Raw genomic sequence first — 25,659 nt, 5'->3', positions numbered from 1 at the left:
AATACCTCCCCTTTAGAATTGAGCAGTCAGCGCAGCAAGCGTATCTGCCACAGCGCCAGGTCCCTGAAGCATCGAGACAAAAGCATTCAGCACACGGTCAGAAAGTCCGGCGAAAATCAGATCCACACCGAAAATCGAAGCATCGGAGAGCAGCGGAGCCAGAGTTTTGGAAAGGGTCTCGCGGTCAGCCGGTGCGCCGAGTTTCAGATCCTGCACATACGGGCGGACCGTGGCAAGCAGCGGATCCGGGCTCAGATCAAATGCATCGCCGTTGTCATCCACGCCCATCAGATACCGCAGCCATCCCGCAAATACAGCCGGAATTGCCTGAAGATCCGAGAGTGACAGCTCCGGAGAAGCAAGATACGATTTGATCGTCTCACCGAACCGGATCGACAGCTTCTGTGACGTATCGGTTGCAATTCGCTGCGGCGTATCCGGCATAAACGGATTCGGGATGCGGATGTTCAGCACTTCATCGATAAACTGCTTCGGAGAGAGAATACCAGGATCGGTGACAACCGGAAGTCCTTCGATATATCCGATGCGCTCCACGAGCTTTTTCAGTACCGGATTTTTCATCTCCTCACTGATTAGTTCATAGTCCAGCAGGCAGCCGAACACAGCGAGTGCGGTGTGCAGCGGGTTCAGGCAGGTGCAGACCTTCATGCGCTCTGTTTTGTTGACAGTTTCCCGGTCGGTAAAGATCCATCCGCTCTTTTCCATCGGCGGCCGTCCGTTCGGGAAATGATCTTCGACTACGAGGTACTGGCATTCCTCTGCATTGACGAACGGAGCAACGTAGGTGTGGCGGGAGGTGACGATCGACTGTGCATCAGCGAGGCCGTTCTCCTCGAGTATCTTTTCGATGGAACCATCCGGCCGCGGGGTGATCTTGTCGATCATGGTCCACGGGAAGCTGACTTTTTCCGGGTTCTGCAGATAGGAGAGGAAGCCTGGCTGTACCAGCTTGTTTTCTTCCCATGCAGAAGCGTAGGCTGTCAGGGCAAGGGAAAGTTTTTCGCCATTGTGGGAGCAGTTGTCGGTGCTGACCATCGCAAACGGTTTTTCGCCTGCAAGAAATCTTTCATATAAAAGAGAAGCAACTTTTCCCATATAGCTGGTAACGGAAGAAGGTCCGGCAGCAAAATCGGCAGCAACAGACGGCAGCAGTTCGCCCGCACCGTTTTTCAGGGAATATCCCTTTTCGGTGATCGTAAACGTCGCCATCTGCAGGGAATCCTTGGTAAAGATTTCTTTTAACCGGGCAAAATCCGGAGAATCCGCCGTATCGGCAGCCAGCGATTCTGCGATGCTTCCAACAACGGTTTTCTCGACAGAACCATCGGCTTTTAAGGTCACCAGAATGCTTAAATTATCGTGCGGCTGGTACATATCACGGATGATTTCTGTATCGAAGCCCTCCGCAACGATGACACCGCGGTCAAAGGTACCGTTGTTCAGCAGTTCCTGTGCTGTATTTGCCTGGAAGGCACGGAAAATATTTCCGGCTCCGAAATGCACCCAGCACGGAGATTCTTTCGTGCGGGTGATCATTGCTTCGCGGTCATAGGATGGAAGCGCATAGCCTGCGGCTTCCCACGCTTTTTGATCTGCCAGTCCGGCAGCTGTTAAGTTAAGAGACATCAGTAAAAACCTCCTTTAAATTCCACGTTTGTGACTCTTGTCAATAGCTTCCCAGAGTCCGTTTAAATAAGTCGCGCCGAGTGCGCGGTCATACAGTCCATAGCCCGGCATTGCCTTCTCGCCCCAGATCATACGTCCGTGGTCCGGGCGGATCGGGCCGTCAAAGCCGATGTCGTACAGCGCTTTCATGATCTCATACATATCGAAGCTGCCGTCAGAGGAAAGGTGTGCGGCCTCCTCGAAATCCTGCTGGCTGTGGAATTTCAGATTGCGGACGTGAGCGAAGTGGATGCGGCCCTTTAAGGAACGGATCATATCCGGCAGATCGTTCTCCAGGTTTGTTCCGTAGGAACCCGAGCAGAAGGTTACGCCGTTGTGCGGGTCATCGACCATCTTCATCATGCGCAGAATGTTTTCTTTATTAATGATGATTCTCGGAAGACCGAAGACACTCCATGCCGGGTCGTCCGGGTGAATGGCCATTTTGATGTCGTACTCGTTGCAGACCGGCATGATGCGTTCGAGGAAGTATTTGAGGTTGGCAAACAGTTTCTCATCATCCACATTGCGGTAAGCGTCAAAGAGCTCTTTCACTTTTGCCATGCGCTCCGGCTCCCAGCCAGGAAGAATTGCGCCGTTTGCATCACCTGCGATAGATTCAAACATTTTTTCCGGAACAAGTGCGTCTACGGCGGACTGTTTGTAGGCAAGTACGGTCGAGCCGTCCGGACGGACGCGTGCGAGTTCTGTTCTGGTCCAGTCGAAGACCGGCATGAAGTTATAGCAGACAAGGTGAATGTCTTCCTCTCCGAGGTGCTTTAACGTTTCAATATAATTATCGATGTACTGCTCACGGTCCGGGCTGCCGATTTTGATGGCGTCGTGGATGTTGACGCTCTCGATGCCGGAGATGTGAAGTCCAGAGGCCTCAACCTCTTCTTTTAACGCGTGAATCGCTTCGCGTGTCCACACCTCGCCCGGGGTAGTGTCGTACAGGGTTGTGATGACTCCGGTTACGCCCGGAATCTGGCGGATCTGCTCTAAGGTAACGGTATCAAATTTGGAACCATACCAGCGAAATGTCATTTCCATAAGAAAAACTCTCCTTTATTTTGTAATGTACTCTCGGAATCTTTCTGCACTTGCCTTTGCGGCTGGCGGAAAATCATCTCACAAAAACAAGCACAGAAAGATTCCGAGAGTACATTGTATTTTGCAAGTGGTGTTCTTTGCTTTTTATTGTATCGTTTCTTAAGAAAAAAGCCATGGCAAGAATTGTTGAGCACATTGCAAAAGTTGCGGCGGTTGGCCGGGAAAAAGCAAAATCAGCCTACAGGTGTGATAAGTAATATCTTTCTGGTATGACTAACCAATAGGAAAAACCTATAATCGATTCATCGAAATAACAATTACCAAAAGGCGTTTTAGGGGTTGCACATAGAAAAAATATGCATTATAATATGCCATGTAATCGAGAAACACATTAAACATATCGACTTAGTAGGAAAGGAGAACAGCAAATGAAAAAAACAGACAACAGACGAATGCAGGAGAACAGAATGATGGAGATGTGTTGTTGCTGTTGCTGCAGCTCCAATCAGAATAAAGAAAAATAAGAAACATTCGCAGGCAGAAAAAGCATAGCAGAAATTGCATGTGCGGGCAGGCCGGAACGAATGCCTGCTATTTTTTTAACCTTTTTTAAAAGAAATGCGAATGAACAACATAAGAATAGATAATAAACAGACATAGAAAACGGAGGACAAAAACATGAGCGGATGCGGATGCAGCTTCACCCCAGTTGAAAATAAAGAAACCGAAGAAATCAAATACACAGATGCACTGGCAGAACAGTTTGCAGCAGAAGTCGGAGTAGACCCAAGACCAAATGAAACCCTTGTAGAGATCGATGAGCGCGGCGCTTTCATCCGTCAGCCAAATGCATTTATCCAGCCATTCGGCGATAAAGAAGGCGGCCTGAAAGCAGAAGCAAACCGCTTCGGGATCTACTGGGCAACCGGATGCAACTGGTCCAACCGTCCGATCATCGTGCGGGAGCTTTTAGGACTGCAGGATGTGATCTCGGAGACGAGAGTTTCTCCATCCGGCGAGACAAACCGTTACGGACATGCATTCGGACAGTATCTGGATTTCAAGGATCCGGCGACAGGCGCTTACTTCTTAAGTGAGTTCTATAAAAGAGCAAACCCGGACTTCAAAGGAAGAGCAACGACACCGACCCTGGTGGATGTCAAAGAGAAAAAGGCTGTGAACAACGATTATCACCGCCTGACGAACTACCTCGAAGTGCAGTTCCGTCCATTCCAGCCAAAAGATGCGCCGGACCTGTACCCGAAAAAATTCCGGAAAGAGATCGATGAGTTTAACGACTGGCTCTTCCCGCATATCAACAACGGCCATTACCGCATGGCATTCTGCCAGTCACCGGAAGCATACGATGAGGCATACGAAGATTTCTATGAATCCCTCGATAAGCTGGACAAACGGCTGGAGACGAACCGTTTCCTGTTCGGCGACTACATCACCGACAGCGATGTCCGCGCTTACGTCACTCTGATCCGTTGGGATGTCAGCTACTTCCACAACGTAGGACCGGTGAAGAAACCGATTCGTGATTACAAAAATATCTGGGGCTACTTAAAAGAGCTGTATGCGATCCCGGCCTTCCGTCACGGAAGCGATCCGCAGGTGCTGGCACTTTCGAGACCTGGAAAGAAATTAGGCGAGGTTCTCTTCCGCGGATACAACGAACGAATCCTTGCAAAAGTAGATTTCGAGAAGCTGATGGCAGACGATGGATCGAGAAGAACACTCAGCAAAACACCGGATGAAGTATTCCTTCGCCATCCGGAGGGAGAGACCTACGAGGATTACGCAGGAGAAATCTCAAAAACCATCTGGAACAGCCCGAAATGGGAAGACAGAAACCCGAAGAACGGCGTACTTTCCGTGGATGCATCGATTAATCCGCTGAAAGGACTTTTATAAAGAGATAAGACAGAAGAATCCGGAGCGCTCTGGTGGAACACTCTCAGGCAGCCGGGGTGCGGCCGGAACTGAAAAGAACGAGAAAATGAGGAGGATTTTATTATGAAAAAGACAAAGAAATTCTGGGCAGTATTGGCAGCGGCGGGCCTTTTGGCAGCAAGCTTTGCAGGATGCGGAAGCAATGCATTAGCAAATGCAGGAAGCAGCAGCGGTTCCGCAGCATCATCTTCCGCAGAAGGCAGCTCCGCATCGGATTCCGGTGAGAAAAAAGTGATTAAAGCTGTAACAAGCGGCACACTGGCACCGTACTTTTACGTAAATGATGACAACGAGCTGACCGGTGTCGATATCGATATCGTAAAAGAAGTGTTCAACCGCCTTCCGCAGTATGAACTGAAAATTGAGCAGGCAGATGCACTGCAGGGTGTGCTGAGCGGTCAGTACGACATCGCAGTCAACAACTATGGATATACCGATGAGAGAGCAGAATCCTACTACTTCTCTTTACCATATAAAACCAGCTTCAACGAATACATTCAGAGAACCGGCGATGAGCCGCTGACTTCTCTTACCGATCTGGCAGACCGCGGATACAAAATTGAGCTGAGTGCAGGAAGCCTTACCGCAAATGCACTGGAAAAATGGAATACAGACAACCCGGATCACCAGATCAATATCGTATATTCCAATGCAAACTTCCAGGTCCGCTACCAGCATATCGTAGATGGAACCGCTGATGTGGCAATCGACGACGGACCGATCATCGACAACCTGCTTCCGCAGTTCGGACTGGAAGGTCAGCTGGAAGCAAACGAGATCGACGAGGAGACCGAAGATTTCCTGTTCCCGCAGAACAATACCTACTTCCTGTTTGGAAAGAACGAAGAGGGCGCAGCACTCCGCGAGGATGTTGACAAAGCCTTAAAAGAGATGAAAGAAGACGGAACTCTTTCCAAGATCACAACCGAGTATCTCGGCGTGGACACCAGCCCAGACGAGAAATACTTTGATGAGACACCAAACTAGAATATCGTTTTTGAAATAAAAACAGAAGAGATTACAAAACAGACGGGAAGCGGATCGAGAACATCCGTTTCCCGATTCTAAAAGGAGCGAAAAATATGGCAGAAATTTACCGGGTAGAAAAGGGAAGCGAAGAGTGGAAATACAAAGCATATGATTACGTCAGAACTGATGCTTTCTGTTTGGGACAGAACATTCCGATTGAACTGGAATTCGGACAGGACGAGAGCAAAGATGATCTGCAGGCGATTCTGCTGACAGAAGATCACAAGCCGGTAGCCGGCTGCCGCATCGCATTTCCGGCGGAAAAGACAGGAAAAATCGAGCGTGTCTGTGTTGTCAGAGAAAAACAGAAAAGCGGATACGGTAGCGTGCTGATCGAAGCCGCTGAGAAATGGCTGAAAGAATACGGTGTCGATCACATCGTCATCACGAGCCAGGACCGCGCCGCAGGCTTTTATGAGAAATTAGGCTACAAACTGAATCCGGACGCTGACCTGTCGGTATACGACCACCATGCACCGAAGAAAGACGAAGAGCCGAAAAAGCCGAAGAAAAATCTTGGCTTTACCTGTGTACTGGTAGAAAAATATGTGTAAGAGAGGACAAAAATCATGGGAAAATTATTTGACGTTTCACTGGTATTTTCATCCATACCAGAATTGCTGACAAAGCTGCCGATCACGCTGGAACTGGCCGTGGTTTCTATGCTGATCGGACTGGGACTGGGACTTGTGATGGCGATCATCAAAATGAAAAAAATCAGAGTACTGACGCAGATTACGAATCTTCTGATTTCACTGCTCCGTGGTACGCCGGTCATCGTACAGCTGTACGTTGCGTTCTTTGGTATTCCCATGATGTTCAAGGCAATCAACCAGCAGTTCGGAACGAATCTGGCGGTTGCCAATATTTCCGGTTTCGTCTATGCGATGATCGCTCTGGGACTGAACCAGTCGGGCTTTATGGCTGAGATTATCCGTTCGGCCCTGCAGTCCGTTGACCCGGGCCAGATCGAAGCAGCACATGCACTCGGCATGACGTATCCGCAGACACTGCGCCGCATCATTCTGCCGGAGGCCTTTGAGGTTGCGCTTCCGACCCTTGGAAACTCTTTTATCAGTATCATCAAAGGAACGTCTCTTGCTTTTACCTGCGCCGTTGTCGAGATTACCGCACAGGGCCAGATTATTGGAGGAAGAACGTATCGCTACTTTGAAGTTTACGTTTCACTGGCCATCATTTACTGGCTGGTAACGCTGGTGATCGAGCAGATTATCCGCGTAATTGAAAATAAAATCCGGATTCCGGACCAGGTAGAGCTGGCGTCCGCAAACGGGGAGGGTAAGAAAAATGATAAAAATTGATCATTTATCAAAAAAATATAACGACAATGTGGTGCTCGACGACATCAGCCTCGAGATCAGACAGGGCGATGTTGTGGGAATCATCGGTCCTTCCGGAACCGGAAAATCAACGCTTCTGCGCTGCGTCAACCGCCTTGAGACACCGGAGAAGGGAACGGTGACGATCGGGGACAAGGTGATCGGCCTTTCCGAGCGGAAACCGAAAGAGCTTCTGTATTTAAGACAGAACACAGGAATGGTGTTCCAGCGGTTCAATCTGTTTGAGAAGAAAACCGCACTGGAAAATGTGATGGAAGGCCTGATTGTTGTCAAGAAGATGAAAAAAGACGAGGCCAGAGCCATTGCATTAGAAGAACTGAAACTGGTCGGCATGGAGAAATGGGCAAACCATTATCCGAAACATATGTCCGGCGGACAGCAGCAGAGGGTGGCGCTCGCAAGAGCCCTCGCCATGAAACCGCAGATTCTGCTGCTGGACGAGCCGACCTCAGCCCTTGACCCAGAGCTGGTTGGAGAGGTTCTGGATGTTATTAAAAAAGTTGCGGCACAGGGATATACAATGCTTCTGGTTTCCCATGAGATGAACTTTATCCGCCATGTGTCGAACCGTGTGATCTTCCTTGATAAAGGACACGTAGTAGAAGACGGAACACCGAAAGAAGTATTCGAGCATCCGCAGAATCAGAGAACACGGGAGTTCTTCAGCAAGATGCATATTATGGCGCAGCCTGAGTATGTTATTTAAATTGCGGACACAGCCAAAGAGTAGGAGAAAAGATTATGATAGATGAGAAAAGAATTGCTGATTTTTTTGCGGAGCTGGTATCTATCGATTCGCCGTCCTTAGAGGAGCGCGAGATGGCGGACACCTTAAAAATAAAATTCGCCGAAATCGGGGTTACGCTTACAGAAGATCATACGCAGGAGCAGACCGGCTCCAATGCGGGCAATCTGTTCGCGCGCATTCCGGGCAGCCTTGCAGGAGCCCCGGTTCTCTTTGCGGCCCACATGGACACTGTTGAGCCTGCAAAAGGAAAAAAAGCCGTCTCCCATGAGGATGGAACCGTAACGAGCGACGGCACGACAGTTCTTGGCGCCGACGACCTCGCCGGTGTGACAGCCATCTATGAAGCTGTCCGCCACCTCATCGAGACCAAAACACCGCACCGCCCGATCGAAATTCTGATCTCGACTGGTGAGGAGCTGTACTGCAAAGGCGCAAATGCCTTCGACTACAGCCAGGTGCAGGCAAAAGAAGCATACGTTCTGGATTTAAGCGGCGCGATCGGTGCAGCCGCCTACGCGGCACCGACACTCGTTTCCTTCGCGGTGAAAATCCAGGGAAAAGCCGCCCACGCCGGTTTCCACCCGGAGGACGGCATCAACAGCATCCAGGCGGCCGCCCGCGCAATCGCACAGCTTCCGCAGGGCCACGTGGATGAAAGCACCACTGCCAACATCGGAAAAATCGGCGGCGGCTCCGGTACCAACATCGTTTCGGAAAGCTGCGTGATCGAAGGCGAAATTCGAAGCCTGAACCACGAGACGGCCATGGAGCTTCTGGAAACATATCACAGAATCTTCCAGCAGGAAGCAGAGAAGATTGGTGCGAAGCTGGTCTGGGAAGAAAAACTGAATATCCATGCGTATGAGACGCTGCTGACAAGCGATGCCGCAAGGCATTACGAGAGCGCCGTTGCAGAAGAAGGCCTGACCGCTGCATTCGAAAAAACTTTCGGCGGCAGCGACAACAACGTCTTTGCACAGCACGGCATCGAAGGGCTTGTCATCGCAACCTCGATGAATCAGGTACACAGCTGCGCCGAGTACACAAAAATTCCGGAGATAGCCCAGGTGGCGCGGATTGTGGCCAATCTTGCCGCACCGCAGGAAGCCTGAACAGATCCCGGACGAAAAAACAGAATACGTAAAAAATCCCCAAAGCCCGCCGGCAGATGTGAAAACAAAAACCGGCGGGCTTTTCCTGTTTCCGGCACGGCTTGCCACGCAGAGAAAAATAGTCTATAATAGGGAAAAGCTTCCGGTGCATGCCGGAATTTAACACCAGTAGACAAGAAGTCCCCCGCTTCTAAAGCGGTGGGATGAATTATTAAAAGAAACATAACGGCAGTGGCGGGCGGAGAAAAATCGGTATCCTCCACTGACATGAGGTAAGTCACAGTCGAACTATTTTCGACATGTCAGACTCTGTGAAAATACCGACTGTGAGTTGAAACAAGAATAAAAGAGGAGAAACAATGATACAGACACCAATTCAGAAACTGGAATTTCCAAACGACAGAAATGTCCGACTGTACTGCAAGAGAGAGGATCTTCTCCCGTTTTCCCTGGGCGGAAATAAAGTGCGGATCGGACGCGCCTTTTTCCGTGACATGCAGGAGAAAAACAAAGACTGCATGATCATCTACGGAAACAGCAGATCCAACCTCTGCCGCGTGCTGGCCAATCTGTGCTGTGCCGAGAAAATTCCATGCTATATGATCTGTTCTTCCGAAGAAAACGAGGAACAACCGATCGAAACCAACAACAGCCGTCTGATGAAATGGCTCGGAGCCGAAGTCATTCCGTGCAGAAAAACAGAGATTGCACAGACCGTCGAGAAGACGATGAACCGTTTGACAGAAGAGGGATATCACCCATATTATATTTTCGGGGATAAATTCGGAACGGGCAATGAAGGCACACCGGTACAGGCCTACGTGGACGGCTACCGCGAGATTCTTGCGTGGGAGAAAGAACAGAACATTTCTTTTTCTCATATCTTTGCAGCATCCGGAACCGGCTCGACCCAGTGCGGCCTGGTAAGCGGAAAACTGCTCGAGCAGGGAACGGAGCAGATCATCGGCCTTTCGATTTCATCCCGCGAGTACGACCGAGCCATCCGCATCATGGAGAGCGGCATTTCCGATTATTTTGCGAAGAATCATCTCGTGCTGCCGGAAGGATGGGAGAGTGAACTTCATCTGGAAATGGGATACCGCCAGGGCGGATACGGCCAGTACGATGAGCGGATTTTACAGGTGATCCGGGAAGAGTTCTGCCGGAACGGCCTTCCGCTGGATCCGACGTACACCGGAAAGGCATTCTGGGGAATGAAGCAGTACATAGAAGAACATCAGTTACAGGACTGCGATGTGCTTTTTATCCATACCGGAGGCACGCCGCTGTTCTATGACTGCATTCTGAACGATACCGATGGAGGAAAAAAATGAAACTGATTTCAATAGTCATCCCATGCTACAATTCCGAGGCAACGATCCGGAAAGTTGTAGAGATGGTGATGGAAGAATTCAAGAAAATGGACGGATATGACTGCGAATTTGTCCTGGTGAACGACGGTTCCCCGAAAGACAATACGTATGGGGAGATCAAGAAGCTCGGTGAGCAGTATCAGAATGTCAAGGGCATCAACCTGCTGCGCAATTTCGGCCAGCACAATGCGCTGATGGCGGCACTCCACTACACCGAAGGAGATTTTATTCTCGGCATGGACGATGACATGCAGACACATCCGTCCCAGATCAGCAAACTGATCCACAAGATGGAAGAAGGATACGATCTGGTTTACGGCTGCTATCCGAAACGGAAAAATTCGTTCCTGAAAAATGTCACCAGCAAACTGAACGAAGTTTCCTCCCGGATTCTTCTCGGACGGCCAAAAGACATCGTTTCCAGCAATTTCTGGATGATTACCCGCCAGATCAAGGACGAGGTGGTAAAATACGACAGCTTCAATCCCTATATTGACGGCATTTTCTACCGCACGACACACAAAATCGGAAATGTAGAGGTGGAGCATTTCAAACGTGCAGTGGGAACTTCCAACTATACGTTAAAGAAACTGATCAAATTGTGGCTTGCCTACTGGAACTATTCTGTAATTCCGCTTCGCATATCGTCCGTTCTCGGCGGAGTTTCTGCAGCCGGCGGTTTTCTGGCAGCCATCATGATTGCCATCCGAAAGCTCATCAATCCGACCGTGATGGTTGGCTGGTCTTCGACGATCTGCGCCATCGTTGTTTTTTCCGGATTGATTCTGATGGTGCTCGGCATCATCGGAGAATACCTCGGAAAGATGATTCTGATTCTGAACCGCACGCCGCAGTATATTGTGCGGGAAACCATTAACGTATCTGATGAGGAAGAAAAAAAGTGAAAAAAATCATGATTTTAGGTGCCGGTATTTACCAGGTGCCGCTGATCCGGACTGCACGCAGAATGGGTCTTTACACGATCGTAGTGAGTATTCCCGGCGATTATCCGGGGTTTGCACTTGCAGATAAAATTTATGAACTGAATACGCGGGATAAAGAAGCGATTCTTGCGGCGGCGGAAAAAGAACAGATCGACGGAATCTGTACATCGGGAACCGATGTGGCCGTCAGCACAATCGGCTATGTCTGTGAAAAGATGCATCTGTCCGGCATTCCGTATGAGGCGGCGGAAATTCTGACCGATAAGGCAAAGATGAAAGACGCATTCCGGCAGGGCGGCGTTTCCGCGGCAGACGGGATGCGGGTAAGAAGCGCAGAGGAGGCACAAAAAGCCGCAGAACAGCTTGGATACCCGGTTGTCGTAAAACGGGTGGACAGTTCAGGAAGCCGCGGAATTACCGTGGTGGAGCATTCCGGACAGATCGAAGAAGCGTATGAAAATGCGAGAAACGGTTCGGCAAGAGATTATGTGCTGGTTGAAAAATTCCTCCGCGGAACGGAGATCGGCGTGGATGGATTTGTGCAGAACCACAAACTGGTCTTTCTGGCACCGCACACGAAATTTGTATACCGCGGTGCACACACGACCGTTCCGGTCGGCCACGCATTTCCGTATGGATGCAGCGGGGCACTGCGGGAAGAAATTGCCCGCCAGATGCAGCTGGCCGTCACCGCATCCGGTGCCGATCAGTGCTCCGTCAATGCGGATGTCTTTGTGGACGGAGAGAAGGTCTGGATCATTGAAATGGGCGGAAGAACCGGGGCAACCTGCATTCCGGAACTGATTTCAACGTATTACGGATTTGATTTTTATGAGCAGATGATCAAAAGCGCCCTCGGGGAAGAAACGGATTTTCAGCAGACGGAAAGCTGCCCGTGCATGGCAAAACTGCTGCTGAGTCCGGTAAGCGGAACCATCACACAAATCGACCGGGATCAGGTCGAACGTCTGCGTCAGGAAGGGCTGGAGCTTGTCCTGGATTATCCGGAGGGGCATGAAGTTTCTGCCATGGCAGATGGAACTGACCGGATCGGCCATGTGATTGTAAAGACGGACCGGGAAGCGGAACTGGATGAGCAGATGAAGCGGGTGTACCGCTGTATCTGGATTGATGGAAAAAATCTGGAGACAATCTGGGAAGAGAAAACAGTAAAATAAAAAACCCGGAATCTTTTCAAGACCTCAGAAGAGGAGCGAAAGGATTCCGGGTTTTGCGTTGCCAGGCATATCAATATCCGGTGGACCAATTTTGATTACACTGTTTTTACAGGCTTCATCATCATCCGATAGTAGACTGGAATCAGCAGTGCAATTGCACCGAACCAGGCAAGCGGGCTTGCGATGCAGGCGGCAGTGTAGCCTAAGAAGCGTGACAGCCAGACGGTAGCAGCAAGACGCATCACAAGCTCGATCATGCATGCGGCAAACGGTGCGCGTCCGTTCTGCATACTCTGAATCGAGGTGCGGTAGACGGCGAGAAGGCCGAGCAGGAAGTAGAACGGCGCTTCGATCGTCAGGAATGCATCGGAGTAATGGTAAGAATCCGTGATTTCGCTCGAAAAGCTTGGTGAGCAGGTGCATCTGTCCCGCGAGGTCTGCTGCCGCCGCTTCCGGAAAATGACGGGAAAGACGGTGACGCAGTATCTCGAGGAATATCGTGTGTCCAAAAGCCTGCCGCTCGTCGAAAGCGGCTTTTTGCCACGAAAAATATGTTACATCTGTTTGATTGCCTGCAGCATTTCAAGATCCGAAGCAGTCACCTTGATATTGGAAACCATCGTTCGGCCGTCCGGTTTTTTCACCGTGACTTCGAGAATCGTTCCCTCCTCAATCTGCGAGGATGCGAGATCGCTCATGAATTTTACGAACTTCGGGTGGTTTTGGGCGAAACGGTTTCTCAGATTTTTTAATTCCATTAACTTCATTGGGTTAAATGCCATTCTTTTTTCTGTCCTTTCTATTCGAAACTTCTTTCGAAACATGAAAGTATTGTAACATGGAAAAGAAAAAATGCAAGCGGATAAAAAGAGAAAAGACAGAGATACTGGGAATAAGAGAAAAGATTCTCAATTAGAATGGGAGAAAAACGAATGAAAGCGAAGAAGTATCTGCTGTTTTTTCTTTTGGGCTACTGTATTTATATTGCCATCGAAGTCACTTACCGCGGTTACAGCTTCCGCCTGATGGGCATTGCCGGAGGACTGTCCCTTGCAGGAATCGGAATGCTGGAAGACGCCGGGCTGCGCCGCTTTCCGCTGGCGTTTCAGATGATGGTATCTGCGGTTCTGATCACGGCCATCGAACTGTATTCGGGAATGTTTTCCCTGCGGGTGCTGCATTACCGTATGTGGGACTACAGTGCGCTGCCGTTTTCCTTCTGCGATGGGCTGATCTGCCCGTGGTTTTTCGGGATCTGGTATCTGCTCTCGGTGGTTGGGATTTTTCTTACGGACTATGTGAGCTATTATATCTTCCACGAGGGGACGCACCCGGTGTATCGAAAGAAGAAAAAGGGTTGTGCCGAAGGGGCGTTCGTTATAAAATAAGAAAAAACAACCCAGGCAGGAGGTCCTCATGGAAAACGAAAAAAATTATCTGGAATATCTCGCAGAATTGTACCCGACCATCGAAAAAGCAGCGACCGAAATCATCAATCTGCAGTCCGTTATCAACCTTCCCAAAGGCACGGAGCATTTCCTTTCGGATATTCATGGCGAATACGAAGCCTTTTCTCATGTACTCCGCAACGGTTCCGGTGCCGTGCGAAAGAAGATTGACGATGTCTTCGGCCACACGCTCGGCATTTCGGAAAAACGTGCGCTTGCAACCCTTATCTATTACCCGAGAGAGCGCCTGGAGATGGAGAAAAAGCAGCAGGAGGACATCGATGACTGGTACAAGGTCATGCTGTACCGCCTGATCGACGTCTGCAAAATCGTTTCTTCCAAATACACCCGTGCCAAAGTGCGGAAAGCCCTGCCGGCGGATTATGGCTATATCATCGAGGAGCTGATTACCGAAAAGCCGGAGGTGCTCGACAAAGAAGCATACTACGAGGCGATCATCCAGACTATCCTCGAAATCGGAAGCGCCGAGAACTTCATCATTGCCGTGGCAGAGCTGATTCAGCGGCTCGTTGTTGATCATCTCCACATCATCGGCGACATCTTTGACCGCGGTCCGGAGCCGTATAAAATCATGGACTGCCTGATGAATTACCATTCCCTCGATATCCAGTGGGGCAACCACGATGTGCTCTGGATGGGCGCTGCGACCGGCCAGCCGGCGTGCGTGGCCAGCACGATCCGCATCTGCCTCCACTACGGCAATCTCGATGTGCTGGAGGACGGCTACGGCATCAATATGCTTCCGCTTGCCACCTTTGCTCTCGAGACGTACGGCGATGATCCGTGCGAATGCTTTGCCGCAAAAGGCGGCGAGGACAGCGGAAATTCCCAGCAGATGCTGGAGCGCCGCATGCACAAGGCCATCACCGTAATGCAGTTAAAGCTCGAGAACCGTCTGATCCGTGAGAACCCGGAGTACGGCATGGAAAACCGCCGTCTGCTGGAAAAGATCGATTACCAGAACGGAACGGTGGCGATGGGGGAGAAAACGTATGCTCTGCGCGACAAGAGCTTTCCGACGATCGACCCGGCGCATCCGGACGAGCTGACAGAAAAAGAGGCAGAAGTGCTCGATAAGCTGATCTTCGCCTTCCGAAACAGCGAAAAACTGCAGGCGCACGTCGATTTCCTGCTCAAAAAAGGAAGCCTCTACCGCGTCTACAATGGAAATCTGCTGTACCACGGCTGCATGCCGATGAATGAGGACGGCACCTTAAAAGAGGTACAGGTCGACGGAAAGAAATACAAGGGAAAAGCACTGTACGATATCCTCGAGCACAACGTGCGCCGCGCATTTGTAAGCCGCGATCCGAAAAAACGGGAGCAGGGCCGCAATACGCTGTGGTATCTGTGGACCGCGCCGAATTCTCCGCTGTACGGCCGCGACAAGATGACAACATTTGAGCGGTATTTCCTCGCAGAAAAAGAGACCTGGACCGAGGTGAAAAACGCGTATTACCGCCTGATCGAGAAAGAGGAGACGGCGGACCGGATCTTACAGGAGTTCGGGCTTGCCGGTGAAAATGTACATATTATCAACGGCCACGTCCCGGTACATCAGAGTGCCGGTGAAAGCCCGGTCAAATGCGGCGGCAAGGTGCTGATCATCGACGGCGGCTTCTGCAGGGCGTACCACAAAGAAACCGGCATCGCGGGTTACACGCTGATTTACAACTCGTACGGCCTCAGCCTCACCGCGCACGAGCCGTTTGAATCGACGGAAAAAGCAATCCAGGAGGAGAAGGATATTGTCTCCCGCCAGGTGGCGGTGCGGTACAACATGAAGCGCCAGTTAGTCGGCGATACGGATCAGGGACGGCAGATCCGGCAGCGCATCCGTGAATTAAAGGAACTGATCGAGGCGTATCGCACGGCTCAGTTAAAAGAGCTTCTTTAAATCAAGGGTTTTCAACTGCGCCGGAAAATGGTATAATCAAAACAGTGTGCGCAGATGGAAACACTGTGCGCTGGAACAGATGGAAAGAAGGAAGAAACATATGAGGGCATGGATTGCCAGGATGACAGAAGATAACATAGATCAGAGCGCGATCGAAAAAGCAGGAGAGATTCTGAAAAACGGCGGTCTGGCGGCATTCCCGACCGAGACCGTATATGGTCTTGGCGGAAATGCGCTGGATGCCAAAGCTTCCGAGAAAATTTATGCGGCAAAGGGCCGTCCGTCGGACAACCCGCTGATCGTCCACATCGGAAGAATGGAGGACCTCGAAACCGTAGCGGCAAACGTGCCGGAGAGTGCACGCAAACTGGCAGCCGCATGCTGGCCGGGACCGCTGACGATGATTTTTGAGAAAACAAATGCCGTTCCGCTCGAGACGACGGGAGGCCTTACCTCCGTAGCCGTGCGCTACCCGAGCAACAAAGTGGCAAACGCACTGATCTTAGCCGGAGGCGGCTTCATCGCAGCGCCGAGCGCCAATACATCAGGCCGGCCGAGCCCGACGAAAGCCGAGCATGTGATCGAGGACCTTGGGGACAAAATTGACTGTATCATCGACGGAGGAGACGCCGAGATCGGCCTCGAATCCACCATCGTCGATTTTACAGAGGAGATTCCGACGATTCTCCGCCCGGGCTATTACAACAAAGAGATGCTGGAAAAAGTGCTTGGAACCGTGCGTGTCGATCCGGGAATCCTTGCGGAGGACAGCCATGTGCGTCCGAAGGCACCGGGCATGCGCTACAAACATTATGCGCCGAAGGCAGACCTTACGATTATCCAGGGCGAGATGGAACGGGTGATTCCGGAAATCAACCGCCTTGCCACAGAACAGGAAAAGGCAGGAAAGAAAGTGGGCGTAATCTGCACCGATGAGACACGGGAGCAGTACACCACAGGAGATATCAAGAGCATCGGGCTGCGCGCCGAAGATGAGACGATCGCGCATCACCTGTTTGCGATTCTGCGCGACTTCGATGAGGACGGCGTGGAAGTGATTTATTCCGAGGCTTTCGACACCCCGCGTATGGGGCAGGCGATCATGAACCGCCTGTTAAAAGCCGCAGGCCACAAAGTAGCAGAGGTATAACAGTGAAACATTACAGCAGGATTTTATTTGTGGACGCGGACGATACCGCGCGCGCACCGATGGCGAAGGCGATTCTGCAGAGCAAAGAGCTTCCGTGGCCGATGGAAATTGGTTCCCGCGGGCTTGTCGTTCTGTTTCCGCAGCCGGTCAACCAGAAGGTAGAGGCAGTGCTTGCGCGCAACGGGCTTTCGGCCAAAGACCACACCACCACACCGCTTACCGCGGAGGACATCAACGACGACACGCTGCTTCTTGTGATGGAGGACAGTCAGAGGGAAAAGATCCGTGAGGACTTCCCGGATGCGCCCCATCTGCAGACGATCGCCGGATTTCTGCGGCTGGCAGGAGACATCCCCGCCCTTTACGGGGAACCGCTTACCGAATACGGAAAATGTTATGAAGCGCTGGAATTCCTGATTGAAGGTGTTCTTGCGCGGCTGAAAGAGGAGGAAGAACAATGATAGCTTTAGGATGCGACCACGGCGGATATGAGCTGATGCAGGAGGTAAAAGCATATCTGGACAAACAGGGACTGGAATATCAGGACTTCGGATGCTACAGCAACGAGGCAGTTGATTATCCGGTTTACGCCAGAAAAGTAGGCCATGCGATCCAGAACGGAACGTGTGATAAGGGAATCCTGATCTGCGGAACCGGAATCGGCATTTCTATCACGGCAAACAAAATGGAAGGAATCCGTGCAGCACTCTGCACCGACTGCTTCTGCGCAGAGGCAACCCGCCTGCACAACGATGCCAACGTACTGGCGATGGGAGGACGCGTTGTAGGCCCTGGCCTTGCAATCAAAATCGTAGAAACCTTCCTGAACACTCCATTTTCCGGAGAAGAGCGTCACGAACGCCGGATTCATTTGATTGAGCATGAAGGCGAAAATGAATAAATTTTAAACAAAGGAGAAGGGAAAATGGCAAGAACAGTCATCATGGATCACCCGCTGATCCAGCACAAAATCGGTATTATCAGAAAGAAAGACACAAGCTCCAAGGAGTTCCGCGAGATGATCAGCGAAATTGCAATGCTGATGTGCTACGAGGCAACCAGAGAGCTGCCGCTCACAGACGTTGAAATTGAAACCCCGATCTGCAAAACAACCGTAAAAGAGCTCGAAGGAAAGAAAATGGCAGTTGTGCCGATCCTCCGTGCCGGTCTTGGTATGGTAGAAGGTATGCTGGCTATGATTCCGGCAGCAAAAATCGGACACATCGGTCTGTACCGTGATCCGGAAACCCTGGCACCGGTTGAGTATTACTGCAAACTTCCGTCAGACATCGCAAGCCGTGAAGTATTTGTAACCGACCCGATGCTGGCAACCGGCGGTTCTGCAACGGCAGCCATCACCATGCTGAAAGAAAAAGGCGCAAAGAAGATCCACTTCATGTGCATCATCGCATCTCCGGAAGGAATCGAGAAAATGCATGAGATTCACCCGGATGTCGATGTTTTCGTCGGAGCACTGGATGACCATCTGAACGAGCACGGCTACATTGTACCAGGCCTCGGCGATGCCGGAGACCGTATCTTCGGTACGAAATAAGAGCGGAAGCAAAGTACGTTAAGAAAACACAGGGGAAATGGGTATGAGCGATAAACGAGAGGATTATATTTCCTGGGATGAATATTTCATGGCAGTTGCCCAGCTTGCCGGTATGCGCTCGAAGGATCCGCACACACAGGTGGGAGCCTGCATTGTGAGCGAGGACAACAAGATTCTGTCCATGGGATACAACGGTTTCCCGAGAGGCTGCTCGGACGACGAGTTCCCGTGGGGAAAGACAAGTGAAAATCCGCTGGAAAACAAGTATCTTTACACAACGCACAGTGAACTGAACGCCATCCTGAATTACCGCGGCGGAAGCCTCGAGGGAGCCAAGCTGTATGTGACATTGTTCCCATGCAACGAGTGCTGCAAGGCGATTATCCAGGCGGGAATCAAAACGGTGATCTACGACTGCGACAAGTACGCGGACACCCCGTCCGTGATCGCATCGAAACGGATGATGAAGGCGTCCGGAGTCACTTTTCAGAAATACCACCGCACAGGGCGGGAAATTACCATGTCCCTGTAGCAGAAAAGATAATAGAAGGAGCGCGCCTGAACGAACAGAAAGTTCAGACGCGCTTCGTCTGTATACACGAAAAGACAAGAAACGGGAGGGCACCATGGAGAGCAATTTCGAATGGATTACGGCAAACGGGGATATCGGCATCCGCTTTTTTCACAGCATCGACGACGGCCCGCGCCACGTACCGATGGGATTCACCTCAGGTCTGATTGTGGATGATGATTTCCATTACCGCAAACCGATCATGTACCACTACATCGGCCATATTTCCAAATATATTGCTCCGGGTGCAAAACGCATCGGCTGGAGCAAATACGGAGCAAACCTGGATGTAACGGCCGCAGTCAATCCGGACGGAAGCTACGTTGTGATCCTGCTGAACCGCACAAAAGAGGATTCCGGCTGCTTCCTGCGTGTCAACGGACATATCATGCGTGTCGATCTTCCGGCAGAGACACTCAGCACGGTTGTAATCGAGAAATAAAAAGCAAAAATAAAAAAATGCCTTCTGTGCAGAATGGAAACAGTCTGCACAGAAGGCATTTTTGTAAGATACGATTTATTTTTGATCGGAATCGGAAGAATCTGAGTTTTTCTCTTCGGTCGAAGGCTTTGCCGGTGTATACGGCGCATCAACCGAAGACTCTTCCGTGGCCAGCTTTGTCAGCGCTTTGCGCAGCCGGTAGCCCGGGAAGTGGAAGACTTCGGCCTCGTCGATCTTCTTTTTCTGATATGGGATCGCCTGTCTCGTTTCCGGATCAATGTGGTCCATGTGGAAGTAAAACGCATCGTCATCCGGCAGGTGATGTTTTTCAAGACGACGGTTGGCGAAGTTGCGGCAGACCGTGCAGATAATGGCACAGACCGGAACGGCGATGATCATGCCAAAGACACCCCAGAAGCCGCCTCCGATCAGAATCGAGATGATGATAAGGAAGCTGGACACGCCGGTCGTCTCGCCGAGGATTTTCGGTCCTAAGAAGTTTCCGTCAAACTGCTGCAGGAGAACGACGAAAATCAGGAAATACAGTGCCTGCAGAGGGTCGATCAGAAGGATCAGCAGAAGACACGGAACGGCGCCGAGGAACGGGCCGAAAAACGGAATGATATTCGTCACACCGATGATTACGCTGACCAGCAGTGCGTACGGGGTGCCGATCAGGCTCGTCACAAGATAGCAGATGGCACCGATGATGATCGAATCGATGACTTTTCCAACGAGGAATCCGCTGAATTCCTGGTTCACATACTGGCAGTTGCGGATCACGGCATTTCCGTGATCCAGACCGAGCAGCGCGTAGACTGCTTTTTTCAGCTTGGCAATGTAGCTTTCCTTGTTGTACAGCATGTAGATCGCAACGATCGCGCCAAGCAGAATGTTTTTGAAAAACGTAACCATGTTGACGAGCTGTCCGGAGAGGTTCAGAAGGAACGTACGGAGCATCGGCATCAGGTCATTGGTCAGCCAGTTGGAAAGCTTTGCGGAGAACATGGAGATGTACTGGTCTGCCGTTTGCTGCATCTCCGGGTAATTCGCCAGCACTTTTGTGGCAAAATCCTGAATGTTGTTTGCGTAGTTGGAGAAGTTGGAGACAATGTTTGTGATACTTGAGAACAGCTCCGGGATCAGGGTCGCAATGAGTCCGTACAGCGCGAAAAGCATGGCGACGTACGTCAGAAGAATCAAAAGCGCCCGTACAAGCTTTTTGCAGCGTACCGACTGTGTTTTTCCGTGCCGGGCAAAGAGTCTGGCGATGATCCGCTGTTCTATGAAGTTAATGATCGGGCTGATCACATAGGCGAGAATCAGGGCTGCAATCAGGGGGGAGAGAATGTCGAGGACATTGTGAAAGGCGGTCCGCACAGAAGTCTGGTGGAAGAGCAGGTAGTAAAAAATCATGGACGCTGCAAGTACCAGAAAGGCAGTAACGCCGGTCCGGACATATTTTCGGTAACGATCCAGTTTCATAAAAATGTAAATCCCCTTTCGAATTTTATTAACCTCTATTATACACATGCAATCCCCAAAATACAACCGCAACCACACTTGCGGGAAAAAAAGGAAACTGCTATACTGGAAAAGCAGATTTAGAAAAAGGAGATAACAAATTTGAAGATAAAAATGCCGCCAAGCGTAAATATGGTAATCGATTCCCTGCATGCGAAAGGCTTCGAGGCGTACGCGGTCGGAGGCTGTGTGCGCGATACGATTCTTGCGCGGGAGCCGGACGACTGGGATATTACAACCTCTGCTTCCCCACAGCAGGTAAAAGAAATTTTTGACCGCACCGTGGATACGGGACTGGAGCACGGAACGGTAACAGTTCTGGCCGGAAGCGGCGCGCACGAGGTCACGACGTACCGCATCGACGGAGAGTATGAGGACGGCCGCCATCCGAAAGAAGTGGTCTTTACCTCCAGCCTCGCCGAGGATCTGCGCCGCCGTGATTTTACGATCAATGCGATGGCATACAACAACGAAGAGGGGCTTGTGGATCTGTTCGATGGAATCAGGGATTTACAGCGCAAAGTCATCCGCTGTGTCGGAAATCCGACCGAGCGGTTCAGTGAGGATGCACTGCGGATCCTGCGTGCCCTCCGCTTTTCCGCACAGCTCGGCTTCAAACTCGATCCGGCAACACTGGATGCCATCATAGCACTCGCGCCGACGCTTGAAAAAATCAGCGCCGAGCGGATCCGTGTGGAACTGAATAAACTGCTGATCTCGAAGCGGCCGGAGTACATGGAGGCCGTTTATGAGGCGGGTATTACAAAAATTGTGCTGCCGGAGTTTGATGAACTGATGAAAACGCCGCAGAACAATCCGCACCACTGTTATAATGTTGGTGAGCACACGATTGCCGCTCTGCAGCACGTTCCGGCAGATCCGATTCTGCGCTGGACGATGCTGCTCCACGACATTGCAAAACCGGCGTGCCGCACAACGGATGAGGCCGGCATCGATCATTTTAAAGGCCACGCACCGGCGGGGGAGAAAATGGCGAAAGCGATTCTGCGCCGTCTGAAATTCGACAACGAAACCATCCGCCAGGTCGCAGCATTGATCCGCTGGCATGACTGCCGCATGGCTCCGGAGAAACCGGTGATCCGCCGTATTCTGAACAAACTCGGCCCGGAGCTGTTCGAAAAACTGATGATCGTGCAGGAAGCCGATACGATGGCCAAAAGCCTGTACCAGCGGGAGAAAACCCTGGAACGGATCGGAAAGGTAAGGGAGTGCGTCAGAGAAATTCTCGATAACGGCGACTGCTTTACGTTGAAAATGCTGGCCGTTTCCGGCAAAGATCTGATGGAACTCGGTGTCCCAAAAGGCCCGAAAATCGGCGAATGCCTGAACGCGGCGCTGGAAGAAGTGATGAAAGATCCGGCGAAGAATACAAAAGAATACCTGACAGAGTACGTAAAAACACTGCTGTAAAGCCAAAACGGCAAGCAAGAGAGCCGGGGACAGAACAATCCGTCCCCGGCTCTCTTTTGTTTTTTGCTGGTTTTATACGTTCAGATCACGCAGCAGATCCGCATACCAGCAGAACACATGGGCAATGCGGTACAGTTCGCTCTCCTTGGAGACGGTGCGCCACAGCTCTTTATAGCTGTGCAGCCACCGTTCGAGATCTCCGGCGAGTGCAAAACAGTCTTCTTTCTCCGGCAGAGTGCCCTCGGAAAGAAGGGAAGCGCGCAGGAACGGCAGCAGGCGGTTCAGCACTTTCAGGCCGTCTGCGGCGAGCAGGTACGCATAGATCATCGGACGGTTCTCCGGGCGGACGGTGCCGGCTTTCTCGTACAGAACGGCGCAGAGCGCGTCGATTGAAGCATTTGCTGCATCCGCATCGCCTTCCGCGCAGGAGCGGAGCAGTTCGGCAGCCTCTTCTTTGTCCTGATGCAGTTCGAGTGCTTCCTGTACCATAACGGCAGTGCGCCACGGATACGCATCCTGATGGCAGAGAAGATCGAGCACGGAAACGAGTTTTCCGGAAGCATCACCAAATTCCAGCACGGAAATCTGGCGGTTGATTTCCTCCTCCGGCAGAATGTCTGCATTCCAGGAGAACGCCGCGCCGTAGATCATGCCGATGCGGGAGAAGTCCGGGTGATTGATGTGGCCGTAATCGCCCCAGTCAGTGTTCAGAAGTCCCATCGCATGGCATTCGTGGCCGTAGCGCGCCATTCTGGAAATGTTTTCATACGCCTCATGATACTTGTTGATGAGCTGGTTCCATCCCTGTACGCCCGGGCACACATACAGATGCTCGGCACCGGAATTGGCAAGGCGGGTCAGACGCTCCGATGAAACATTTGACGCATAATCCCAGTGGAGGCAGATCAGGTTCTTCGGCAGGAGATGATAAACTTCCGGCTCCTGGCTGATGACATCACTCCAGAACATCGGCGTGCGGCCGGATTCAGTGATATAGTTGGCAAGCTCTGTCACAAACTCGGTGTAGATGACGGTGGTTCCCTTTTCCTCGGCGAGTGCGCGGGAAGCCCCTTTTCCAAGGTCAAACGTTTCATCCGCGCAGAGATTGAAATACTTCGAGGAGAAGAGCTGCATATATTCGGAAAGAATGTGTTTGGCAAGGGAGAGGCTCTCCGGGTTTGTGATATCGAGCGTATGGTGCGCCTGGCGGTCATAGAAGGAGAACGGAGCCGAAGCAGAGCCTTCCAGTTCGCACAGATGTGCATACGATTTCGTGCAGAGCAGCTTGTACAGATGGCCGAAGCTTGCAAGCGACGGAACGAGATCAATGCCAAGTCCCTTGCAGTAGCGGTCCAGCTCGAGGATGTCCTCTGCAGTGAGCGGCGTATCGTCGCGCCACATCTCGGTCAGATCGTCGAAGAGATAGCTGTGCTCGATGTAGAGCTGAAGCTGATTGATTTTATAGAAGCTCAAGGTGGCGGCAAGCTGTTTCAGATAGGAAAGCGTCGGAACACGTCCGCGGGTCGCATCGTGGTAGAAGCCGCGGTTTTCCATGGCCGGTTTGTCGGAGATCAGGACGGTTGGAAGAACAGCACCTGCCTGGCGGATCATCTGACGGAGTGTCTGCACGCCGTAGAGAACGCCGCTTTCCAGAGATCCGCAGATCGTGATGTTTTCCGGTGTGACAGCGAGGGTATAAGCCTCACGGGATAATTCCGGAGAGGCAGTCAGATAGATCAGGTGTGATCCCACCGGCTGATGACGGCGGCAGATGGCAGGACGGAATCCCGTCTGTGTCTCAATCTCCTGCTGCAGAAGCTGTGCTGCAGAAAAAAGCTCAGCCGGGCTCTCGGAATCGAGAAAAATGCGGCTGTCATAGTGAATTGTAAAGGTGCCCTCTCCGTAGGAAAGGGAAGATGGCTGTGGTAAGAAAATCATAAAAACCCTCCTTAAAATAAAATGATTTTAGAGAACCCCATAACAGGTGTTTTTCATCCTGTCAAGTTTGGAATATTTTACCATGCGGTGAAATTAAAAACAATAAAATAAGAGAAAAAGAAAACACTTTCAACATTGCTTTTGGGATGAAAGAAAAAACAGAAACCAGTATGCATGGCACAGGGCGGATACGCATACATTGAATCGTGACCCCAAAAACGATCACAACAGGGAAAGGAGTCAGGCTCTTGTATGATTATGGATTGAGTGTGCTGTCCCATTACGGTCTTACGGCTTCCGGCACAATGCGGGTGCGGGGCGCTTTATTGTGCCACACCGAACAGGGGGATAAGCTGATCAGCGAGTTCGGGACGGCGGCAGAAAAACTGGAGCAGCGGTATCTTCTACAGTGCCGCATCACGGAGTCGGGGCTCCTGCGGTGCGATCAGATTCTGCGGAACGAAGAGGGAGCGCTTGCAACGCGCGGGGACGACGGAGGAACGTACATTGTGCGGAACTGGTACCCGGGCCGGGAATGTGAGACGGGAAACAGTGAGGATCTTATCCGCGCCTCGGACGCGCTGGCGCGGCTACATACGGCAGCTCATCTGCCGGTGAAAATGGAATACCGGAGGGAATCCATCGTGGAGGAGTGCATCCGCCACAATGTGGAAATTCGAAAGATCCGAAAGTATTTGCAGACAAAAAAGAAGAAAAATGAGTTTGAAAAACTGCTGCTGGCAAGCGCCGGTCCGTATCTGGAACAGGGAGAGCGGGCGGCCGCGGAAATGAAAGCTTCTTCCTATGAAAAACTGCGGCAGCGGGCGGACGAAGAAGGCGCCGTCTGCCACGGGGAATTCAGCCAGCACAATATTCTGCTGGAAAACGGCAGAGGCGAAACGGCGGTCAATTTCGACAAGTGGAACTTCGATCTCCAGGTGGCAGATCTTGGCTATTTTATGCGGAAAATTCTGGAAAAACACGGCTGGAGCGAGCGCGCGGCAGAACGGATCTTAAACGCCTACAGCGCCAGACGGCCGCTCGATGAGGGGGAAATCGAGACACTCCGCCTCTATCTTTCCTATCCGTGGAAATACTGGAAACTGGCAAACCGCTACTACGGAAGCAGAAAATCGTGGATATCCGGGCGGAATACGGAGAAACTAAAAACACTCAATGCGCAGCAGGCAGACTGGTTGCGGTTTGTTAAGGGATCCTTCTTTTAACCGTGCGGTGGAAAAG

General features: G+C 51.3%; 25 protein-coding genes. 19 read left to right on the top strand and 6 right to left on the bottom strand.

What is annotated here, in order from left to right; translation table 11 throughout:
• Nucleotides 1–12: 12 nt before the first annotated feature.
• On the bottom strand, nucleotides 13–1,647 hold the full coding sequence (locus tag DXD02_RS02885) for a mannitol dehydrogenase family protein (RefSeq protein WP_117804133.1): 1,635 nt from the start codon (nucleotides 1,645–1,647) through the stop codon (nucleotides 13–15).
• A gap of 15 nt (nucleotides 1,648–1,662) precedes the next feature.
• Nucleotides 1,663–2,739, bottom strand: coding sequence for a mannonate dehydratase (gene uxuA, locus DXD02_RS02880; protein WP_117804134.1), 1,077 nt, complete (start codon nucleotides 2,737–2,739; stop codon nucleotides 1,663–1,665).
• Nucleotides 2,740–3,417: 678 nt separating this feature from the next.
• Here uxuA and DXD02_RS02875 point away from each other — a divergent pair.
• From DXD02_RS02875 to DXD02_RS02830, 9 genes are all read left to right on the top strand, one after another.
• Nucleotides 3,418–4,656, top strand: a complete 1,239-nt coding sequence (locus DXD02_RS02875) for a glutathione S-transferase C-terminal domain-containing protein (RefSeq protein ID WP_117801471.1) — start codon at nucleotides 3,418–3,420, stop codon at nucleotides 4,654–4,656.
• 102 nt (nucleotides 4,657–4,758) lie between these two features.
• Entirely contained in the window at nucleotides 4,759–5,682 is a 924-nt protein-coding gene (locus DXD02_RS02870; protein WP_117801470.1) for a transporter substrate-binding domain-containing protein, read from the top strand.
• Nucleotides 5,683–5,777: 95 nt separating this feature from the next.
• Nucleotides 5,778–6,278 carry a GNAT family N-acetyltransferase gene (locus tag DXD02_RS02865; RefSeq protein ID WP_117801469.1) on the top strand — a complete coding sequence of 167 codons (501 nt, stop codon included), beginning with the start codon at nucleotides 5,778–5,780 and terminating at the stop codon, nucleotides 6,276–6,278.
• A gap of 15 nt (nucleotides 6,279–6,293) precedes the next feature.
• Nucleotides 6,294–7,046 carry an amino acid ABC transporter permease gene (locus tag DXD02_RS02860; RefSeq protein WP_022462083.1) on the top strand — a complete coding sequence of 251 codons (753 nt, stop codon included), beginning with the start codon at nucleotides 6,294–6,296 and terminating at the stop codon, nucleotides 7,044–7,046.
• Nucleotides 7,033–7,791 carry an amino acid ABC transporter ATP-binding protein gene (locus DXD02_RS02855; protein ID WP_117801468.1) on the top strand — a complete coding sequence of 253 codons (759 nt, stop codon included), beginning with the start codon at nucleotides 7,033–7,035 and terminating at the stop codon, nucleotides 7,789–7,791. Before DXD02_RS02860 ends, DXD02_RS02855 begins: the two co-directional genes overlap by 14 nt.
• A gap of 35 nt (nucleotides 7,792–7,826) precedes the next feature.
• Nucleotides 7,827–8,945 carry a M20/M25/M40 family metallo-hydrolase gene (locus tag DXD02_RS02850; protein ID WP_243106384.1) on the top strand — a complete coding sequence of 373 codons (1,119 nt, stop codon included), beginning with the start codon at nucleotides 7,827–7,829 and terminating at the stop codon, nucleotides 8,943–8,945.
• 359 nt (nucleotides 8,946–9,304) lie between these two features.
• Complete coding sequence (locus DXD02_RS02840; protein ID WP_118666360.1) at nucleotides 9,305–10,279, top strand: 1-aminocyclopropane-1-carboxylate deaminase/D-cysteine desulfhydrase; 975 nt, start codon at nucleotides 9,305–9,307, stop codon at nucleotides 10,277–10,279.
• The gene (locus DXD02_RS02835; protein WP_117509476.1) at nucleotides 10,276–11,223 is read left to right on the top strand and encodes a glycosyltransferase family 2 protein; all 948 of its coding nucleotides are present in this window, start codon (nucleotides 10,276–10,278) and stop codon (nucleotides 11,221–11,223) included. Before DXD02_RS02840 ends, DXD02_RS02835 begins: the two co-directional genes overlap by 4 nt.
• The gene (locus tag DXD02_RS02830) at nucleotides 11,220–12,440 is read left to right on the top strand and encodes an ATP-binding protein (protein ID WP_118666359.1); all 1,221 of its coding nucleotides are present in this window, start codon (nucleotides 11,220–11,222) and stop codon (nucleotides 12,438–12,440) included. Before DXD02_RS02835 ends, DXD02_RS02830 begins: the two co-directional genes overlap by 4 nt.
• Nucleotides 12,441–12,535: 95 nt before the next feature.
• Here the strand turns inward: DXD02_RS02830 and DXD02_RS02825 are convergent, their stop codons facing one another.
• Together DXD02_RS02825 and DXD02_RS02820 are read right to left on the bottom strand one after the other, a co-directional pair.
• Nucleotides 12,536–12,949, bottom strand: a complete 414-nt coding sequence (locus DXD02_RS02825; protein WP_243106382.1) for a hypothetical protein — start codon at nucleotides 12,947–12,949, stop codon at nucleotides 12,536–12,538.
• Between the two features lie 45 nt (nucleotides 12,950–12,994).
• Nucleotides 12,995–13,222, bottom strand: coding sequence for a hypothetical protein (locus tag DXD02_RS02820; RefSeq protein WP_117761092.1), 228 nt, complete (start codon nucleotides 13,220–13,222; stop codon nucleotides 12,995–12,997).
• Nucleotides 13,223–13,372: 150 nt separating this feature from the next.
• On the opposite strand from DXD02_RS02820, the gene DXD02_RS02815 reads away from it, so the two are divergent.
• The 8 genes from DXD02_RS02815 to DXD02_RS02780 all read left to right on the top strand — a co-directional run bounded on the left by DXD02_RS02815 (nucleotide 13,373) and on the right by DXD02_RS02780 (nucleotide 19,524).
• The gene (locus tag DXD02_RS02815) at nucleotides 13,373–13,828 is read left to right on the top strand and encodes a putative ABC transporter permease (protein WP_158580109.1); all 456 of its coding nucleotides are present in this window, start codon (nucleotides 13,373–13,375) and stop codon (nucleotides 13,826–13,828) included.
• Nucleotides 13,829–13,856: 28 nt separating this feature from the next.
• Nucleotides 13,857–15,806, top strand: a complete 1,950-nt coding sequence (locus DXD02_RS02810; RefSeq protein ID WP_118666357.1) for a fructose-1,6-bisphosphatase — start codon at nucleotides 13,857–13,859, stop codon at nucleotides 15,804–15,806.
• Nucleotides 15,807–15,906: 100 nt separating this feature from the next.
• Nucleotides 15,907–16,956 carry an L-threonylcarbamoyladenylate synthase gene (locus tag DXD02_RS02805; RefSeq protein WP_118666356.1) on the top strand — a complete coding sequence of 350 codons (1,050 nt, stop codon included), beginning with the start codon at nucleotides 15,907–15,909 and terminating at the stop codon, nucleotides 16,954–16,956.
• A gap of 2 nt (nucleotides 16,957–16,958) precedes the next feature.
• On the top strand, nucleotides 16,959–17,417 hold the full coding sequence (locus DXD02_RS02800) for an arsenate reductase/protein-tyrosine-phosphatase family protein (protein WP_055218690.1): 459 nt from the start codon (nucleotides 16,959–16,961) through the stop codon (nucleotides 17,415–17,417).
• Nucleotides 17,414–17,857 carry a ribose 5-phosphate isomerase B gene (rpiB, locus tag DXD02_RS02795; RefSeq protein WP_055218692.1) on the top strand — a complete coding sequence of 148 codons (444 nt, stop codon included), beginning with the start codon at nucleotides 17,414–17,416 and terminating at the stop codon, nucleotides 17,855–17,857. Before DXD02_RS02800 ends, rpiB begins: the two co-directional genes overlap by 4 nt.
• A gap of 24 nt (nucleotides 17,858–17,881) precedes the next feature.
• Complete coding sequence (gene upp, locus DXD02_RS02790) at nucleotides 17,882–18,511, top strand: uracil phosphoribosyltransferase (protein WP_117509471.1); 630 nt, start codon at nucleotides 17,882–17,884, stop codon at nucleotides 18,509–18,511.
• 43 nt (nucleotides 18,512–18,554) lie between these two features.
• Nucleotides 18,555–19,043 carry a deoxycytidylate deaminase gene (locus tag DXD02_RS02785; RefSeq protein WP_022462096.1) on the top strand — a complete coding sequence of 163 codons (489 nt, stop codon included), beginning with the start codon at nucleotides 18,555–18,557 and terminating at the stop codon, nucleotides 19,041–19,043.
• Nucleotides 19,044–19,137: 94 nt separating this feature from the next.
• The gene (locus DXD02_RS02780) at nucleotides 19,138–19,524 is read left to right on the top strand and encodes a glycoside hydrolase family 30 beta sandwich domain-containing protein (protein ID WP_117813681.1); all 387 of its coding nucleotides are present in this window, start codon (nucleotides 19,138–19,140) and stop codon (nucleotides 19,522–19,524) included.
• Nucleotides 19,525–19,599: 75 nt separating this feature from the next.
• Here the strand turns inward: DXD02_RS02780 and DXD02_RS02775 are convergent, their stop codons facing one another.
• Entirely contained in the window at nucleotides 19,600–21,009 is a 1,410-nt protein-coding gene (locus tag DXD02_RS02775) for an AI-2E family transporter (protein ID WP_158580108.1), read from the bottom strand.
• Nucleotides 21,010–21,150: 141 nt separating this feature from the next.
• Between DXD02_RS02775 and DXD02_RS02770 the strand changes: the two genes are divergently transcribed.
• On the top strand, nucleotides 21,151–22,479 hold the full coding sequence (locus DXD02_RS02770; RefSeq protein WP_117801461.1) for a CCA tRNA nucleotidyltransferase: 1,329 nt from the start codon (nucleotides 21,151–21,153) through the stop codon (nucleotides 22,477–22,479).
• Between the two features lie 72 nt (nucleotides 22,480–22,551).
• Here the strand turns inward: DXD02_RS02770 and DXD02_RS02765 are convergent, their stop codons facing one another.
• Nucleotides 22,552–24,417: a beta-N-acetylhexosaminidase gene (locus DXD02_RS02765; protein ID WP_118666354.1), complete on the bottom strand. Its 1,866-nt coding sequence runs from the start codon at nucleotides 24,415–24,417 to the stop codon at nucleotides 22,552–22,554.
• A gap of 248 nt (nucleotides 24,418–24,665) precedes the next feature.
• Between DXD02_RS02765 and DXD02_RS02760 the strand changes: the two genes are divergently transcribed.
• A complete protein-coding gene (locus tag DXD02_RS02760) occupies nucleotides 24,666–25,643 on the top strand; it encodes a phosphotransferase (protein ID WP_117509466.1) in 978 nt (325 codons plus the stop codon).
• Nucleotides 25,644–25,659 lie beyond the last annotated feature (16 nt).

This window comes from Blautia sp. TF10-30 (genome assembly GCF_003481245.1).
Lineage (GTDB): Bacteria > Bacillota > Clostridia > Lachnospirales > Lachnospiraceae > Fusicatenibacter > Fusicatenibacter saccharivorans.
This window is presented reverse-complemented; position numbering and strand designations above follow the sequence as displayed.